This is a genomic window from Rhodococcus sp. NPDC056506 (assembly GCF_042794945.1).
Lineage (GTDB): Bacteria > Actinomycetota > Actinomycetes > Mycobacteriales > Mycobacteriaceae > Rhodococcus_F.
On sequence record NZ_JBHTSW010000012.1, the window covers coordinates 1 to 16608 of the forward strand.

Annotated in this window: 14 protein-coding genes; 4 read left to right on the forward strand and 10 right to left on the reverse strand. The window is 63.6% G+C overall.

What is annotated here, in order from left to right:
• Positions 1-109: 109 nt before the first annotated feature.
• Both ACFQ6H_RS12760 and ACFQ6H_RS12765 read right to left on the reverse strand, forming a co-directional pair.
• On the reverse strand, positions 110-1867 hold the full coding sequence (locus tag ACFQ6H_RS12760; protein WP_378646399.1) for an Ig-like domain-containing protein: 1758 nt from the start codon (positions 1865-1867) through the stop codon (positions 110-112).
• Between the two features lie 51 nt (positions 1868-1918).
• Positions 1919-3685 carry an Ig-like domain-containing protein gene (locus ACFQ6H_RS12765; protein WP_378646401.1) on the reverse strand — a complete coding sequence of 589 codons (1767 nt, stop codon included), beginning with the start codon at positions 3683-3685 and terminating at the stop codon, positions 1919-1921.
• A gap of 367 nt (positions 3686-4052) precedes the next feature.
• Between ACFQ6H_RS12765 and guaA the strand changes: the two genes are divergently transcribed.
• The gene (gene guaA / locus ACFQ6H_RS12770; protein WP_020969072.1) at positions 4053-5624 is read left to right on the forward strand and encodes a glutamine-hydrolyzing GMP synthase; all 1572 of its coding nucleotides are present in this window, start codon (positions 4053-4055) and stop codon (positions 5622-5624) included.
• 55 nt (positions 5625-5679) lie between these two features.
• On the opposite strand, the gene ACFQ6H_RS12775 is transcribed toward guaA, so the two are convergent.
• Positions 5680-5913, reverse strand: a complete 234-nt coding sequence (locus ACFQ6H_RS12775) for a hypothetical protein (RefSeq protein WP_378534403.1) — start codon at positions 5911-5913, stop codon at positions 5680-5682.
• Positions 5910-7304 carry a PspC domain-containing protein gene (locus ACFQ6H_RS12780; RefSeq protein WP_378646403.1) on the reverse strand — a complete coding sequence of 465 codons (1395 nt, stop codon included), beginning with the start codon at positions 7302-7304 and terminating at the stop codon, positions 5910-5912. The genes ACFQ6H_RS12775 and ACFQ6H_RS12780 overlap by 4 nt, the downstream gene beginning before the upstream one ends.
• Positions 7305-7540: 236 nt before the next feature.
• Here ACFQ6H_RS12780 and ACFQ6H_RS12785 point away from each other — a divergent pair, with 236 nt between their 5' ends.
• From ACFQ6H_RS12785 to ACFQ6H_RS12795, 3 genes are read left to right on the forward strand one after another with little or no spacing between them, the layout of a single operon-like run.
• A complete protein-coding gene (locus tag ACFQ6H_RS12785; RefSeq protein WP_378534594.1) occupies positions 7541-8821 on the forward strand; it encodes a PspC domain-containing protein in 1281 nt (426 codons plus the stop codon).
• Positions 8818-9477: a response regulator transcription factor gene (locus tag ACFQ6H_RS12790; RefSeq protein ID WP_003940972.1), complete on the forward strand. Its 660-nt coding sequence runs from the start codon at positions 8818-8820 to the stop codon at positions 9475-9477. Before ACFQ6H_RS12785 ends, ACFQ6H_RS12790 begins: the two co-directional genes overlap by 4 nt.
• A 49-nt stretch (positions 9478-9526) precedes the next feature.
• Positions 9527-10981 (forward strand): MFS transporter, encoded by a 1455-nt coding sequence (locus ACFQ6H_RS12795; protein WP_378646405.1) that lies wholly within the window; start codon positions 9527-9529, stop codon positions 10979-10981.
• Here the strand turns inward: ACFQ6H_RS12795 and ACFQ6H_RS12800 are convergent.
• The 6 genes from ACFQ6H_RS12800 to ACFQ6H_RS12825 form a co-directional block, all read right to left on the reverse strand.
• A complete protein-coding gene (locus ACFQ6H_RS12800) occupies positions 10978-12186 on the reverse strand; it encodes an MFS transporter (RefSeq protein WP_378646407.1) in 1209 nt (402 codons plus the stop codon). The two genes, ACFQ6H_RS12795 and ACFQ6H_RS12800, sit on opposite strands and share 4 nt — an antisense overlap.
• Before the next feature lie 191 nt (positions 12187-12377).
• Positions 12378-13772 carry a sensor histidine kinase gene (locus ACFQ6H_RS12805; protein WP_378646409.1) on the reverse strand — a complete coding sequence of 465 codons (1395 nt, stop codon included), beginning with the start codon at positions 13770-13772 and terminating at the stop codon, positions 12378-12380.
• Complete coding sequence (locus tag ACFQ6H_RS12810) at positions 13769-14467, reverse strand: response regulator transcription factor (protein WP_378534393.1); 699 nt, start codon at positions 14465-14467, stop codon at positions 13769-13771. Before ACFQ6H_RS12810 ends, ACFQ6H_RS12805 begins: the two co-directional genes overlap by 4 nt.
• Positions 14468-14542: 75 nt before the next feature.
• Positions 14543-15184: a phosphatase PAP2 family protein gene (locus tag ACFQ6H_RS12815; protein ID WP_378534390.1), complete on the reverse strand. Its 642-nt coding sequence runs from the start codon at positions 15182-15184 to the stop codon at positions 14543-14545.
• 2 nt (positions 15185-15186) lie between these two features.
• Positions 15187-15771, reverse strand: coding sequence for a M15 family metallopeptidase (locus ACFQ6H_RS12820; protein ID WP_378646411.1), 585 nt, complete (start codon positions 15769-15771; stop codon positions 15187-15189).
• Between the two features lie 110 nt (positions 15772-15881).
• Positions 15882-16559, reverse strand: coding sequence for a winged helix-turn-helix transcriptional regulator (locus ACFQ6H_RS12825; RefSeq protein ID WP_378646413.1), 678 nt, complete (start codon positions 16557-16559; stop codon positions 15882-15884).
• Between the last annotated feature and the right edge of the window lie 49 nt (positions 16560-16608).

Genomic DNA, 16608 nt, shown 5'->3' on the forward strand with positions numbered 1-16608 from the left:
ACCCCTCCCGTGGTGCGGGCGGCGCCGCCCCCCGCTTCCGGCCCCCCCAAACGCCGTGGGGGGGTGGGCTCCAATATGCCCCCCCACGCCCCATCTCTGTTTCAGGGTGTCAGCCTCCTAGCGACCCGAACAGGGTGCCGAGGTCGAGGCTGCCGGTCCCGCCTCCGGGTCCACCGTCCGTATCACCGGGGACGGTCAGGGTCTGCGGCGCAGATGCGGAGGACGTGTAGCCCGAAGCGCCCACGAATTCTGCAGTGACACTGTAGGTCCCGGAGTTGTAGAACGTCGCCGGTACCGTCGCGACACCGTTGACCACGTCGACCGGTCCGCCGATGAGGGTGTCACCGACCTTGAACTGGACCTTGCCCGTGGCGCCCGCCGGATCGATCGTTGCCTTGAGCGTCACCGGGGTGTTTTTCTGGACGGTTCCGACGGCGTCGAGAACCGTGGTCGTCTCGACGTCAGCCGGAGCCGGTGTCGTGACGCTGACCGGGAATGCCGGGGCAGCGGAAGGCGCGAATCCTGGTGAGCCCGTGAACTTCGCGACAATCTTGTGCGTTCCGGTCGAGGTGAAGGTGTACGGAGCAATGGCAACTCCGTCGGTTCCGACCGTGGCAATGACCGTTTCGGTGCCGTCGACGATGAAGTCGACGGTGCCGCCGGTACCCTGCGGATCGACCTTGGCAGTGAGGTTCACGTCCTGACCGACCTTCGCGGTCGACGGCGAAACCGTGGCAGTGGTGGTCACGGCGTCAGGCGGCGCGTCCGTCGTGACTGTCACGATCTTGGCCGACGCCGAAGTCGACGCCAGGAATCCGGGTGCGCCGCTGTAGCTTGCGGTGATGGAGTGTGGCCCGTCCTCGGTGAAGGTCGGGGAGATGCTGGCCGATCCAGCCGTTACCGGCACTGCGTCCTCGAGTGGGTTGTCGCCGTCGAAGAACTGGACGGTTCCGCCGGTTGCGCCGCCACTGATGTTGGCTGACAGCGTGACGGGCGTTCCGTTCTTGGCGTTGGACGGTCCGACGACCGTGGTGGTGGTTGCCTTGTCCGCCTCGATGATTCGCGTGGTGGCGAGGGGTCCGGCGCCGCTGTTGAGGGGGCCGTTCTCGGCGTCACGCGGGGTGCACCGCGTGGGTGCCCAGGCGGTGATGACCAGGGTGGCCTTGGGGAGGAACGTGAGGAAGTTGCGATCGTTGTTCCAAGCTCCTGCGCTACCGCCGGTGCGTACCTTCATGGCTACCTCGCCCGAGTCGCCGGCCTTGAGAACTGCCTTGACCTGGGGGAGTTGGAACTGGGTGTAGCCGTCGGCATTGTTGGAGCCGTCGACGTTCTTGCCGGTCGCCTTGACGACGATCCCGCCCTCGGAGCTGGTGCTCGAACTCGGGCTGTTTCCGATGACCTGGTTGTTTCCGGAAAGGCGCAGAATCGTTCCGTTGGGATCGACGTTGCCGTTCTCGTTGACGCGCAGGATGTTCGGCGCGACACCGCTGAGCCCTGCCGAAGTTCCGGGAACGATGGTGGCTTCCACCAAGGTGGCGTTCGCGGGAACGTCGACGTCGACCTTGATACGGGAGACGTTCTGGACGGTCGCCCCCGAAGCGGAGCCGGGGAAGGCGATGGGGCCCGGTTGGATGGTGACCTCGAAGGTTTCACCGGCGCCGATTGATTCCGGTGCGTCGACGATGACCGAGCCGGACTGGGATTGCGTGGTCGGCCCGGCGACAGCGGACGGGGTTGCGAGGCAACTCGTTCCGAAGGTTGTTGTCACCGGCGCTGCTGATGCGGGGATTCCCGCGAGGATGACGCCACTGGCTAGTGCCGTGACGGCGATCGGCGCCGCGATGCGGCGTCTGGAATGCACGAACATGGATTCTCCTGAGTTCGGTACGGGAGTGGTGTCCAAGGCTGATGTGGGGGATTAGCTTCCGAAGAGCGGGATGAGGCCGCTGAGCGAACCGGTGTCCACGCTTCCGGTGCCGCCGTCGGTCGGTGCGGTGCCGACCTGCACGACCGTCGGGCCGGAGACGGAGTTCTTCCAACCGGCGTCGCCGACGAAGTTGGCAGTGAGGCCGAAGGTTCCCTCGTCGTCGAAGGTGTGCGTGAGCGTCGCGACGCCGTTGACGACGGCAACGGGTGCGCCGATGGGCGTCGTGCCGGACTTGAACTGGATCATTCCGTTTGCTGTTCCGGGTGCGACGGTGGCCTTGAGCTGCAATGCTTTTCCAACCTGAGCCGAGCCGCTGACGGTCAGAGACGTCGTGGTATCGGCGCGAGCGGGTTCGGGATCGGTCACGTTCACCGAGAACGACGTGGACGTGGAGCCGATGAATCCGGTTCCGCCGGAGAACTCTGCCGTCACGGCTGCAGCGCCCGCTGATGCGAAGGTGTGCGGGAGGATCGCGACGCCGTCACCCGTGCCGACCGGTGCGGTACCGACCTCGGCGCCGTCGACCTTGAACGTCACGGTTCCGCTGCTCGGGATGGGGGAGACGGTGGCCGAGAGGTTGGTCGGTTCACCGACAACAGCGGTGAGTGGTTCGACAACTGTGGTCGTGGTTCCCCAGTCGGGATCGCTGACGTCGAGTTGGGTTGCGGTGGAGACGGAATCGCCGTAGCCGGCCTCGCCGGTGAACACTGCGGTGAAGCTGTGGGTGCCCGAAGCGTCGTAGCTGCGGGTCAGGGAAGCCGTTCCGTTGACCACAGCCACCGGTGCGCCGAGGTTGGTGTCGCCGTCCTTGAACTGCACTGTGCCCACGGCGTTTGCCGGTGTGACGACGGCGCTCACGGTGATGCTGTCGCCGACCAACGCGGCGTTCGGGGCTGAAATCGTAGTGGTGGTGTCCGCGGAGACGTCGACGGTCTGGACTCCGGAGGTCGAGCTGTGGAATCCCGAACCGGCGTTGTACGCGGCGGTGATGTCGTGGGCGCCGACGCTGTCGAAGGTGTGGGAGAGGGTGGCACTACCGCCCGAAACCGGGACCGGTGAGCCGATGTCGTTTCCGCCGTCCTTGAACTGGACGGTTCCGGTCGCGTTGGACGGCGCAACCGTTGCGGTCAGGTCGACCGGTGTGCCGACCTTCGCCGTTGCCGGTGCAACCAGTGTGGTTCCGGTGGCGACCGACGGGTCGACTACCTGGACGTTGACGTTGATCGGGTTGAGGCCCTGCTGTGTGCTGAAGGCGTTGACGTCGAAGAGCATGCCGCTGTCGTACGTCCCGAAGGCTGTTCCGACGGGGACCGTGTAGGTCGCCTCGAGCGTGACGGGTTGGTTCTTCTTGACGACGAATCCACCGACCAGGAAGGTGCAGCCGCTCGAGCACTTCGCGGAGACTCCGCCATCTGATTCGTTGCTGATCGTGGCCCGGTTGGTCACACCCAGGTAGGTGGCCTTGGCGCTGCCTGGAACGAGGACGAATCCTGCGGGCGGGATGTCACGGATTTTTGCGATCGACCGTTCGATGCCGCTTTCGTTGTGCTTGATCTCGGTCTTGTACGTGACGGTGTCGCCTGGGTGAACTGACGCGTTCCCGATGACACTCTTCGTGAAGATCAGGTTGTCGGTCGTGCCGGTGAAGCTGGTCGGCGGGGCTTCGTCAGCAGTGGCCGGCGTGCCGAGGACTAGAAGTCCGGCGGCTGCCGTCACAGCCGCGACAGGTATGGCGAGTCGTCGTATGAATCGACGCACAGGTCCTCCTCGAGGTGAGCGCCGTTCGGCGGCGCCGGCCGTTTGCGATCGTGATCCTGATCACTTGACGGGCGAGATTACCTTTACTGGACGTTTGGTTCAGGCGAATCGGTCAAACGTCCAGAAAATTCACCCTTCGTCCATTTCGGGCTCTGGCCTGCGATGATGCCGCTAATTTGATTGCCGAAGCTAAGGTGCGGGTGATTGGGGTGTCGTTGACCTGGACGGTGGTCTAGATCAGTGCGAGGTCGCTGCGCAGTTCTGAGGGTCGGCCTTTGTAGTGACGTACCTCGCGCTCGCTCGGCCGAGGAGCGGGCTGAGTCCATGCATGCGCAGAAGCGCTGGCTTCGGCGATTAGACTGCACCTGTGGCAGATATCGAGCAGCAGAGACCAGTTCTTGTCGTCGACTTCGGGGCGCAGTACGCGCAGTTGATCGCACGGCGAGTTCGCGAAGCCAAGGTCTACTCGGAGGTGATTCCGCACACCACGACCGTCGAGGAGATCGTGGCCAAGAACCCCTTGGCTGTTGTGCTCTCGGGTGGGCCCTCGAGTGTCTACGCAGACGGTGCTCCCAAGCTTGATCCCGCACTTTTTGATCACGACATCCCGGTTTTCGGAATCTGCTACGGATTCCAGGCCATGGCCGGCGCCCTCGGCGGCACTGTTGCCGAGACCGGTACCCGCGAATACGGCCGTACCGACATCGCGGTATCCGGCGGATTGCTCCACGACGGTCTTCCCGCGACGCAGCCCGTATGGATGAGCCACGGCGACGCCGTCACCGAAGCGCCTTCCGGCTTCGAGGTGACCGCGACCAGTGATGGTGCTCCCGTCGCGGCGTTCGAGGACCGCGCCCGCAAGCTCGCCGGTGTGCAGTACCACCCCGAGGTTCTGCATTCACCGCACGGTCAGCAGGTCCTGAGCCGCTTCCTGCACGAGATCGCCGGTATTCCGGCAGCGTGGACGGCGTCCAACATCGCCGATGCGTTGATCGAGCAGGTTCGCGAGCAGGTCGGCGACGGACACGCCATCTGCGGTCTGTCCGGTGGCGTCGACTCCGCTGTCGCTGCGGCTTTGGTTCAGCGCGCAATCGGCGACCGGTTGACATGCGTCTTCGTCGATCACGGTTTGATGCGAGCCGGTGAGCGCACGCAGGTCGAGCAGGACTTCGTCGCGGCAACCGGCGCTCGTCTGATCACCGTGGATGCCGCGGACACCTTCATCGGTGAGCTGGCCGGCGTCACCGATCCCGAGACCAAGCGCAAGATCATCGGCCGCGAGTTCATCCGCAGCTTCGAAGGCGCAGTCAGTGATGTTCTGGGCGAGAACGCATCTCACGGTGCGACCGTCGACTTCCTCGTCCAGGGCACGCTCTACCCGGACGTCGTGGAGTCCGGCGGCGGCACCGGAACCGCAAACATCAAGAGCCATCACAACGTCGGCGGACTTCCGGAAGACCTGCAGTTCAAGTTGGTCGAGCCGCTGCGTCTGCTGTTCAAGGACGAGGTCCGTGCCGTCGGTCGCGAACTCGGCCTGCCGGAAGAGATCGTCGGACGCCAGCCGTTCCCCGGTCCCGGACTGGGTATCCGGATCATCGGTGAGGTCACCCGCGATCGCCTCGAGATCCTGCGTCAGGCGGATTCCATTGCGCGCGAAGAGCTTACGTCTGCAGGCCTCGACGGAACGATCTGGCAGTGCCCGGTGGTTCTTCTCGCCGACGTCCGAAGCGTAGGCGTGCAGGGAGACGGCCGGACGTACGGTCATCCGATCGTGCTGCGTCCGGTCTCGAGTGAAGACGCGATGACCGCGGACTGGACGCGTCTGCCGTACGAGACCCTCGAGCGCATCTCGACTCGAATCACCAACGAGGTTGCGGACGTGAACCGCGTAGTCCTCGACGTGACGAGCAAGCCGCCGGGAACTATCGAGTGGGAGTAAAAACAACTGTGCGCCTTTATTAACCCCCCGCGGTTAATAAAGGCGCACAGCAGTTTTACTTGCGGCTTCGTCGATTCGGCAGGATCACCAGCAGTAGTCCCGCCACGACGGCGGCACCGACGAACAGCCAACGGAATTGAATGTTCGCTGCCGGCGCCAGGGAGAACGGCCCGACCAGTGCCCACACACTGACCAACAGTGCGGCCAGTCCTGCGATCAGCAGAAGTGCCGAGGGGCGCTTGGATTCTCGGGTCTCGTCCTGGTCTGTCGTCTCGTCGTACTCGCTCATGATTGCGTCACCTTCAGACTGCCGAACGTGGCTTTGGCGTTGATGGTCAGTGTGGGCGAATCCGGTGTCGCCGCACGGCCCGGGTGTATTCCGCCGTCGAGGCAACCTGATCCGTCACCCATGACGACGGTGCAGCTGTTCTTGACGTTGACGGTTGGTGGCACGATGACGGTGAACTCGCCGAACGACGCCGCGACGTCGATGGTCTTGTCCTCGGTGAACTTGACCCCGTTGAGGTCGAGAGTGAAGCTTCCGAAGGCTCCCGAGTACGACGGATCCAGCTCGGAAGCTGTTGCCGGAGTCCACCTTTGCTCACCCGAGGCGTCGAACTCGATCGGGTAGACCAACGAGGCCAGCAGTACGAAACCCACGAGTGGTCCGGTGACGACCAACAGGCCGTATCCCTTTCGGAAGAAAGCCCCGAGAATCAGGCCCAGTGCGATGACAGCCAGTCCGACCGCACCGACTCGGCCGGGAGTGAACCAGTCGTTGCCGGTTGCCGCGCCCGCCGCCCCGGTGACGGCAGCGACGATGATCGCGAGTCCGAGCACTGTCAGCGTCCAACGCGAGCGACGCTTGCGTGGTGGCAAAGGGAGCAGCGGCGTGGCCTTGACTGCCGGATCCGGAAGATCCCAGGCGAACGGTGCAACACCGAGGGGATCCCAGGAGGGCGGCGTGATGACGGCCTCGCCCATCACCTCGGTCGGATTGGTGGTGACCGAAGATCCCGGGTCCTTGGAGAGACTGATCGTCGGATGATCGGCTTGGAATTGCGGTGACTGCTGTGACTGCTCGGCCGGTCGTTCCTCGGGCACGTAGCTGTCGGGAAGTTTGGTGTACGGCGTGTACATGGGCGGCTGATTGGGTGCGAAGTATCCGGGAGTGAACGGCCCGGGCGTGAAACCCGTGCCTGGATACGCGGTACCCGCACCGACGTACGGTGACGTGCTCTGTGGCAGCGCAGGCGGGACCGGCGCTCGTTGGTAAAGCAGCCACAGGCCTCCGACCATCAGAATCAGCCCGATCAGACCGGAACCACCCAGGCCGACGCCGACGGGGCCGACAGTCGTAGCCGCGATGGCGAGAGCCACCAACAAGACGATGGTCTTGGTGCTGGAATCGGAGCTGTGTCCGCGGCCCATCAACGACTGCGCTGGGGACGATCCGTCACCGGCGCGGGCGAGCACCAACCAGCCGGCGAGGTAGAGAAGGATGCCTGAGCCGCCGAAAATGGTGGAGGCCACGAACGCCACACGAACCAGAATGGGGTCGACGCCGTACCGGTATCCGATTCCGGCGCATACCCCGGCCACGTGACCTTGTGCCGGCAGACGCACGGGGCGGGTCCGCCACAGATCCTGGATCTGTTCTTGGAAAGTCGGATTGTTCATGAATCAATCCTGGCTTCCGAGGCGGTCTCCGCGCATCAGGGCCAACCCTGATCTTTCTGGTGATCGTGACCAGGGGCAGCGCCCTGATTCAGGGTTGGACCCTGATGTGTGTCTGCGTGGTTCGTGCCAGTATCGACTATGTGCAATATGTGTCAGATCCGCCGTTCGTGAGCGGACCCGCTCCCGGGTTTCCAGGAGGCCCGCCTGTCAACGGGGTACCGGCGCCCGCCGTACCCATGAAGAAGGGTGTGCCCATCCCGGGCGGCGTTCCGCTGCGAAAGTTGGAGCGGCGCTCAGGCGGCCGCATCGTCGCCGGTGTCGCTGGCGGTATCGCCGATCATCTCGGGATCGACGTCCTGAAAGTTCGAGTCGCCTTCGCGATTCTCGCGGCGATGGCCGGGTCCGGCATCGTGATTTACGGCGCCCTCTGGATCTTCACCTCAGCCGGCACGGACACCCAGAAGCCGTCCGCCGCCGAGCGGCAGCGGGCGTACGGATTGATCGCACTCGGTTTGGGCGGCGCTGCGGCGTTGTCGTGGTTGTTCAGTGGCACGGCGGGTTCGGTGCTCGCGCCGTTCTTCGTCGTAGCGATCGGTGCTGCCTTGGTGTGGCGCGAATTCGACTCCGACGGTCCGCGTACCGTCATCGGCTTGCCGCAGCGGCCAACCGTTCTCACGTGGGCGCGCGTGGTCGGGGGCGCCACGCTAATCGTCCTGGGTCTTGGCGTCGTTGTCCTGGCGCAGGTCGACCTCGAAGCATTGCGATCGTCCCTGTTGGCTGTGGTGGTCACACTCATCGGTGTCGGATTGTTGACGGTGCCGTTGTGGCTGCGGATGTGGCGTGCTCTCGGCGCCGAGCGTGCAGCCCGAATTCGCAACGACGAGCGTGAAGAGATTGCGTCGCATCTGCACGACTCCGTGCTTCAGACTTTGGCGCTGATCCAGAAGCAGTCCGACAATCCGCAAGAAGTTGCGCGCCTGGCCCGTGGTCAGGAACGCGAGCTGCGAAAGTGGTTGTTCAGCGGCGGCGATATCGATCACACGAGTTTGACCGAAGGCCTGAAGATCATCGCCGGCGAAGTGGAAGACCAACACGGTGTCACGGTCCGTCCCGTCACGGTCGGCGACGTGCAACTCGAAGGCGAGGGCGTCGAGAACGGTCTGCCCAAGGAGGCGTTCACCGCGCTCCTCGGTGCGACGCGCGAAGCTCTCGTCAACTCCGCAAAGCACTCGGGGGAGAAGGAAATCAATCTGTTCGCCGAGGTCGAGGGCGACCAAGTCAGTGTGTTCGTGCGTGATCGCGGCGTCGGATTCGACGTCAATGCTGTGCCGGAGGATCGTCAGGGGTTGGCCAAGTCGATTCGTGGTCGCATCGAACGTCGAGGTGGCCGAGTGGTGGTTCGGTCCGACATCGGAAAGGGCACGGAGATCCGCGTGCACATGCCGCTTGGTGACTCTGCTCTAAAGTGGGACGAGACTGCTGACCGTGTCGACAACCCCGAGGAACAGCCCCAGTGACTTCGCTTGCGCCGCCCCCGTACCGCGTATTTCTTGTCGACGATCATGCAGTGTTCCGCTCCGGGGTGAGGGCGGAACTCTCGCGCGAAGCAGACATGGACGTCGTCGGTGAGGCCGGCGGCGTCGCGGAGGCAATCGCGGGTATCAACTCGACGAAGCCGCACGTCGTTCTACTCGACGTCCACATGCCTGACGGTGGTGGAGTGGCAGTTCTGCGGGGAATCGATTCCGGTCCGGTGTGCTTGGCGCTCAGCGTTTCCGACGCGGCCGAAGACGTGATCGCGGTGATCCGCGGTGGTGCTCGCGGGTACGTGACCAAGACGATCTCGGGATCCGAACTTGCCGAGGGCGTGCGACGCGTTGCCGGTGGTGACGCAGTGTTCGGGCCGCGCCTGGCAGGCTTCGTACTCGACTCCTTCACCGGACGTTCCAATGCGCCGGAGCCGCAACTCGATCCGGAACTCGACTCGCTGACTCCTCGCGAACTCGAGGTATTGCGCTTGCTGGCGCGTGGGTACACCTACCGTGAAATTGCGGAGGACCTGGTGATTTCCGTGAAGACGGTCGAGACTCACGCGTCGAATGTCCTGCGAAAAACTCAGCAGTCCAATCGCAATGCGCTGACGCGTTGGGCACATCGCCGCCAGATCGACTGAATTTCCGCGCGCTCTTTCGCGATTGCGTGTGAAGGCGCACCATGGACCGATGACGGAACCACTGGCGCTCGCGTCGAGACGTGGGCGTTGGGTTGTCGCCGCTACCGTTCTCGGCTCGAGCATGGCTCTCCTCGACGGCACCGTCGTCAACATTGCTCTTCCGCATATCGGTGAAGAATTGGGTTCCGGTGTCGCAGGGCTGCAGTGGACTCTCAGCGGTTACACCTTGGCGTTGGCGTCACTGATCCTGCTCGGGGGAGCCCTCGGAGATCGTTGGGGTCGGCGACGGGTATTCGTGTGGGGGACGGTCTGGTTCGCGGTCGCGTCGTTGCTCTGCGGAATTGCACCTGACATCACGTTTCTGGTGATTGCACGGATCCTGCAGGGCGTGGGGGCGGCGCTGTTGACGCCTGGCAGCCTTGCCATCATCTCCGCGTCACTTCGTGAAGAGGACCGTGGCGCAGCCATCGGATTGTGGTCGGGTTTAGGTGGTGTTGCGGGCGCCATCGGACCGCTTTTCGGTGGTTGGCTGGTGGAAGTGGCGGGGTGGCGGTCGGTATTCCTCCTCAACATTCCGCTGGCGGTCGTCGTGGTGTGGGCAGCGGTGCGCCACGTGCCGGAGAGCCGGGATCCGAATCCACCCGAGCATCTGGATGTGGTCGGATCCGTCTGCGCAGTAGTCGGTCTCGGCGCGCTGACGTACGGGCTGATCGAGGTCAACCTGATAGTCGGTCTGATCGGAATGATCGCTCTGTGCCTGTTCGTCGTGGTGGAACGACGCTCACCGAGCGCCTTGGTGCCGCCGTCGCTGTTCCGCTCGAGGATGTTCGTCGCAGCTAATTTGGTGACACTTGCGGTCTATGCGGCGCTTGGCGGTGTGTTCTTCCTGCTCGTGCTGCAGTTGCAGTTGGTTGCCGGGTACTCGCCGGTGGCAGCCGGTGTCGCAACCGTGCCGATCACCTTGGCGCTCTTGCTGTTGTCATCGAGGGCGGGAAGCTACGCCCAGACCCACGGACCGCGATTGCCGATGACGGTCGGGCCGGCCGTTGCTGCGGTGGGGTTGGTGCTGATGACGCGAATCGGACCGGACGCGTCGTACCTGACCGTCGTGTTGCCGGGAGTTCTGGTGTTCGGGCTCGGCCTGGCGGTGATGGTGGCGCCGTTGACCGCCGCGGTGCTCGGCTCGGTGCCGGTGGAGCAGTCGGGAATTGCGTCCGGTGTGAACAATGCCGTTGCCCGTACGAGCCAGCTTCTTGCGGTTGCGGCCTTGCCTGCCCTCGTGGGTATCGACGCCGAAAGTCTGGTCGATCCGACGAGTTTCTCCGACGGTTTCCGGTACGCGATGTACATCTGCGTGGCGCTGCTGTTGATCGGTGCGGTGATTGCCGCGACGCTGATCCGAACTCCGACAGTAGAGCCTGTTCAGGAAGCGGATTCGGTTGCCTGCAAGCCGCATTGTGATCTGACGGGACCTGCAGTGCAACCGAATCCGATGAGGGACTAGACGCTGATGTCGCGATCTCGGCTGGGCACCAAGGGGATTGCGGCGGCGGGAAACGCTGCGACTATCGCGAAGGCGAGCGGGTAGCCGACCGCGCCGATCAGCGCACCGACCACCGGGCCCACTGCTGACGCGGCGATGAACTGGCCGGTGTTCTGTGCGCCCAACGCTTTTCCTTGCCATTTCGGCCCGGCAGCTTCGGCGACGGATGTGAACGCCAACCCGTTGTCGGCGACGCTGACGGTAGTTGCCAACAGCAGGATCAATGCCGGAACGCCCCATGGCGCTGCGTCGGCTGCTGCCATTGCCAACATGACCGCAGATGCAGAAACCGCTACCAACCGCAGCGGGCCAACTCTGCTTCCGGCGCGATCACTCCAGAATCCGACAACGATGCGTCCGAGCGCACCCACGAACTGTGAGATCCCGATCAGGAGACCCGCGGGCGCAGCATCCCATCCTTGCTCGCTGATCAGCCAGACCAGACCGAATGTCGAGAGGGTGAACTGCGGAAACACCAGCAATGCCGAGACGACGTGAATGCGCCAGAGGAACCAGTTCGAGCGATACGGGTTGACCGATTCGACCGGGATATCTGTGGGCCGCGCTGCTGGCCGCGGGGGATTGATCAATGCGACGGCGCAGATCAGGGCGAGAACGCCGTTGAGAGCTACCGACAATCCGACGGCCGAACCGATTCCGACGTTCGCAGCAAGAGTCGGGATGGTCAGCGACGCAATGGTCACGCCGAGGGGCTGTGACATCTGCCGGATTCCCATCGCGAGGCCGCGCCGGTCCTTGGGAAACCAGCCGACCACAACACGTCCACTGGCGGCGTTGGTGCTCGCCGCAGCCATACCGCCCAGCAGAAATGCGATCCCGAGGAGTGTGTAGTCGTCGGTGGTGGTCGCGGCCAGCGCGGCGATCGCCGTCAGGCCGAGTCCGATGGAGATGACCCATTTCTCGCCGAATCTGTCAGCCATCGCTCCCCACGCCACCAGCGTGAGAACCATACCGAAAGTGGGTGCAGCGGCCAGGGTTCCGGCCTGTGTCAACGAGAGACCGTGCTCGGAGTGCAGCAGCGGGATCAGGAAGGCCGGGGTGCTGACGAAGACGGTGCCTGCTGCCTGGGCCGCGACGCCGATTCCGAGCATCGTCCATGCCTTCGGCGAGACGGCCGTCTTTTCCAACCGCGACGCCTGCGTCATGGTGCCCTCCGATTTCTGCGCTGTTCGACGGTGCCCAGGCTACGCGCGCAGTTTCACATGTTGAAACCATAATCCCACTATATGGTCGGAGGTGGGCGGTGTTGGGTTGCGACATGCCCACCCCTTTTCGAGCGAACGGTACGACGATCGCCTTGGGTGCGCTGAAAGGTACGTTCGCTCGGGGAGGGGGGTCAGCGATTGGGCAGGCGTACCGTGAAGACGGTGCGCCCGTCCACCTGGTCGACGCCGATGGTGCCGCCGTGCAAGTGCACGTTCTCGACGGCGAGTGAGAGTCCGAGTCCGCTGCCCTCGCTGCGTCCGCGCGCGGTGTCGACCTTGTAGAACCGCCGAAAGATCGCCTGCCGATCTTCCGGTGAGATGCCGGGGCCGTGGTCGACGACGGTGATGACGGAGAAGCCGGGTTCGACGCTCAACTCGACTCGAACCGGGGGCGCTCCGTGGCGCAATGCGTTACCGACGAGGTTGGCGACGACGATGTCGATTCGACGCGAATCCACTCTGGCACTGACATTTTCAAGTGCACGGAGTTCGACGGTTTCGATCCAGCCGCGGCTCTCGAGTGTGCGCTCGGTCAATTCGACGAGGTCGACGTCGTCGAGGACGAGGTGCGCTTGCTGAGAGTCGTGGCGAGACATTTCGATGAGGTCTTCGACGAGTCGAGTGAGCTTGCCGATCTCACTGCTCACGATGCGCGCGGCAGCGGCGGCGTCGGGCGGAAGATTGGGGATCTCTTCACGGAGAATTTCGCTGACCGGCACGAGTGCTGCGAGCGGCGTCCGGAGCTCGTGGGAGACGTCGGCGACAAACCTTCTCGACTGCTCTTCCGATTCTTCCAGGCCTCGGATGACCGCTTCGTTGCGAGCGACCATGTTGTTGAACGTTGTTGTGACCTGGGCGAGTTCGGCTACTCCGTCTTCGGGGAGCCGGACGCTCAGGTCGCCGTCGGCGGCACGGGCGGCGGCTTCGTCCAGGCGTTTGAGCGGACGAACAAGCGTCGACGCGATCCACAGCCCGAGCAGTCCGCTCACCAACACGCCGGCGGCGAGGGTGAGGCCGACAGCTCGAAGCAGGTCGTCGAACTTGTCCTGCACCCCTACCAGCGGCCGGATGGTGACGGCTTTGACCAGTGTCTCGTTGTCGTAGCCGTCGTCTGCGCTCATGTCCACGACATTGACCGACATTCCCAACATGATGCGCTGGGAGTCGAGTCTTTCGAAGCGGATCAGTTTGGGACTGTCCAAACCCTCTTCGAAGCTGGGTGGGATCGTTGCCGCATCCACAGTTCCTTGACGGATGACTTCGCCGTCGGCGATCAGAGTCATGTCGGACTGGAAGATCTGTTCGAGGTTGGCAGGTGTCAACTCGTCCATCGGCACTCCGTTGCTGTACTGCAGTTCGTCGCGAAATTGTGCCGTTGCGACGTCCTGAGCGTTGGAATAGATCCACGACCGCGCCATGAACGAGACGACGCCTGCGGTTGCTCCGGCGATGATCACGACGATTGCGATGAACACGAGCACGAGCCTGGTCCGCAGACCGTCGACCTGAAGCCAGGGCGGTCTCATCGAGCTGAGCTGGTGTTGAAGCGATACCCGAACCCGCGCACCGTTTCGATGACGGTCGGTGCGGCTGGGTCGTCCTCGATCTTTCCGCGCAGCCGCTGCACTGCTGCATCGACGATTCGTGAGTCGCCCAGGTATTCCTGGTCCCAGGCTGCGGACAACAACTGCCTGCGGCTGAGCACCTGTCCGGGATTCTCGGTCAGCGCCAGTATCAGTCGGAGTTCGGTCGGGGTCAGCGTCAGCAGCGTCCCGGCCTTGCGGACCTGCAATGACGACCGATCCAATTCCAGGTCGCCGAACGTCTCTGCACCCGGCGCCACATCTGGACGCGTCGTTGCGGGTGCCGAACGCCGGACGACGGCTTTGATCCGAGCGTCGAGGACACGCGGACTGGCCGGTTTGACGACGTAGTCGTCGGCACCGGCTTCCAGACCGGCAACGGTGTCGATGTCGTCGGATCGAGCGGTCAGAATGATGATCGGGATCGAACTTCGGGTGCGGATACGTCGGCAGATCTCGTAACCGTCGGCTCCCGGCAACCCGAGGTCGAGTAGGACGAGGTCGGTGGCCCCCAGGGCGTCGTCGAAATCGCCGTTACCGTCGGGGCGATGGCTGACGTTGTGCCCGAGTCGGTTCAGTCCCAACGTGATTGCCTCGGCCACGGCTGGATCGTCTTCTATGAAAAGAATGCTCACCATGAGCTCACCTTGGACTCGCCATGATCAGGGGCCTTCTGCGGTCGGAGGAATCTCGGTCAGCCAAGGGTACAGGGATCACACTCGCGAGAGTCGCTCGTTGCCTGAGTCTGCCAGTACCGCATGCCGGGCGACGCTGGTGTTCAACGGAAATGCCGACACAGCGAGGGTGTAGCAGCCGACGAGCAGTAGCGCACCGATCACGTCACTCGGACGGTGCCATTGCAGCACGACTACGGAGATCGCGGTTCCGATGGTGACCAACGCACCGTTGACCGCAACGACCGCCCGCCACTTCGAGGGTGTGACGATCACGATCGCGCAGACCAGAGCAGCGATGGCCGTCAAAGTGCCGCTGGGGAAGGAATTGTGCATCACCAGACCGTTCAGGTCCGGTCGATCCAGCGATTGCTTGAGAACCCAGGCCGTCGTGATGGGGCCGAGGGTCACGACGACGACGCGTAAAGCTAGCGCAATCGGGTTGTTGCGCAATGTGATCATGAGCGCCACGAGCACTCCTCCCACTATCAGTATCGGGGTGACGAGGCCGATGAATTCGGCGGAGAACACGCTGAGGCGTTCGGAGGTGGCCGCGCCCACCATGAGTTGTTGGTCGACGATCTGACCACCGGTAGTGTTGACCGCCAATTCGAATTCGACGACTCCGAGAATCAAGAGTGCCAGTGCGGCAATCAGTCTCGCTGGTTTGACTCGTGTCATGATCAGCCTTCCGCTCTTTCGTCCGAAGGGTTGCTCAGCTGGGGCGGGCATTCCCCGCCGGGAGTGGTTGCCAATTCGAAATGCCACATCTCGTTGGCATAGGTCTGGCAGAGGCCGTAATCGCTGCCGTGCTGTATGAGCCAGTCGTCGGCGTCTGTCGGTCCGATGTCGACGGCCTGTCCGCTGACATGCTTCGACAGACTCGGGGAGTGCACCCACTTGGACGCTTCGTCCACGCTGCCGTACTTGACGACGGCTTCGTCGAACAGTCGCTGTTGGTATGCCGCAGACCGCCAACCCGACGTGACGTGCATGTCCACTCCGGATGCCTGTGCGTCGGCCGCTGCCGACTGCAGCGCCGCGAGCAGTGCGGTATCGAGACGGGCCAGCGCGGGCACATGAGTGTCCTGCAAGCTGATGCCGTCCTCGATCTCGCCGCCTGAAGGTCCTGAATCAGGCTGAGTGGCAAGGTAGTTACCGCTCTTCGGCTGTGCTTCTTCTGTGTACGAGCACGCGCTGAGCGTGACCGCACCGAGCACGACTGCACCGAGGGCGACGAAGCGGATGATTCCGCGGTGGCTGGGCATATATCAGAGACTGCTCGGTCAGTGTCACCGGCAGATGGTCACCGTTCGTCGGCGGTGTCACGGTCTGCAACAGCTCTGTAACAGGACGGAACGGGGCTAGTGAGCGTGCGCTACGCGGGGCGAGGGATCGATGCGAAAGTCGAGAGTTCGAACCACGAAGGCAAGCTACGACGCAACGCTGTCGGCCCCGAAATGATGACGTCACCGGACCGTATGGCGTCCGACCAGGTCAGGTTACCGCGCCAGATGTCGGTCATCGGTCGCAAGCCCGCAGAGACCGACACTGCAACGTCGAAACCCGGATCGATATCGCACATGTCCACCTCGCCGGAATTGATGACGAGCCACCAGTTCCGCGAATGTCCACGCACTCCGGAGAATGCGAAGTGCACCACGGTCTTGCCGTCGGGCACCACGGAATGATCCACCCGGCGATGCATGTCCCACAGCAGCAGTTTCGGATCCAGATCTTCGTCGCCCAGCTCGCCGATCCATCTGGTGCCCCAGATGCCGAGAGCTTCGACCACAGGACGCAGTTCGCGGCCGGCGTCGGTCAGACGATAGCTGACGACGCAGTCGGTTTCTTCTCGCTCCACGATGCCGGCGACCGCGAGCTGGTGAAGCCGGGTCGAGAGCAGTGTCGGTGACATTCGCGGAAGCCCGCGGCGGAGATCGTTGAAATGCTCGCTTCCCATGATCAGTTCGCGGAGGAGAAGCAGTGTCCACCGCTCGTCGAGTAGCTCCATCGCCTTGGCGACGGGGCAGAACTGGTGGTACGAGGACCCCATCTCTCGATCGTAGGCCTCCGGGGTGCTCCGGTACAGATTTCGTACTGGA

Excerpts from the sequence above, each read along its gene's own strand:
- ACFQ6H_RS12775 (WP_378534403.1), bottom strand. The coding sequence starts at position 5,913 with ATGAGCGAGTACGACGAGACGACAGACCAGGACGAGACCCGAGAATCC.
- ACFQ6H_RS12785 (WP_378534594.1), top strand. The coding sequence starts at position 7,541 with ATGAAGAAGGGTGTGCCCATCCCGGGCGGCGTTCCGCTGCGAAAGTTG.
- ACFQ6H_RS12760 (WP_378646399.1), bottom strand. The coding sequence starts at position 1,867 with ATGTTCGTGCATTCCAGACGCCGCATCGCGGCGCCGATCGCCGTCACG.
- ACFQ6H_RS12810 (WP_378534393.1), bottom strand. The coding sequence starts at position 14,467 with ATGGTGAGCATTCTTTTCATAGAAGACGATCCAGCCGTGGCCGAGGCA.
- ACFQ6H_RS12805 (WP_378646409.1), bottom strand. The coding sequence starts at position 13,772 with ATGAGACCGCCCTGGCTTCAGGTCGACGGTCTGCGGACCAGGCTCGTG.
- ACFQ6H_RS12825 (WP_378646413.1), bottom strand. The coding sequence starts at position 16,559 with ATGGGGTCCTCGTACCACCAGTTCTGCCCCGTCGCCAAGGCGATGGAG.
- ACFQ6H_RS12795 (WP_378646405.1), top strand. The coding sequence starts at position 9,527 with ATGACGGAACCACTGGCGCTCGCGTCGAGACGTGGGCGTTGGGTTGTC.
- ACFQ6H_RS12815 (WP_378534390.1), bottom strand. The coding sequence starts at position 15,184 with ATGACACGAGTCAAACCAGCGAGACTGATTGCCGCACTGGCACTCTTG.
- ACFQ6H_RS12820 (WP_378646411.1), bottom strand. The coding sequence starts at position 15,771 with ATGCCCAGCCACCGCGGAATCATCCGCTTCGTCGCCCTCGGTGCAGTC.
- ACFQ6H_RS12780 (WP_378646403.1), bottom strand. The coding sequence starts at position 7,304 with ATGAACAATCCGACTTTCCAAGAACAGATCCAGGATCTGTGGCGGACC.
- ACFQ6H_RS12800 (WP_378646407.1), bottom strand. The coding sequence starts at position 12,186 with ATGACGCAGGCGTCGCGGTTGGAAAAGACGGCCGTCTCGCCGAAGGCA.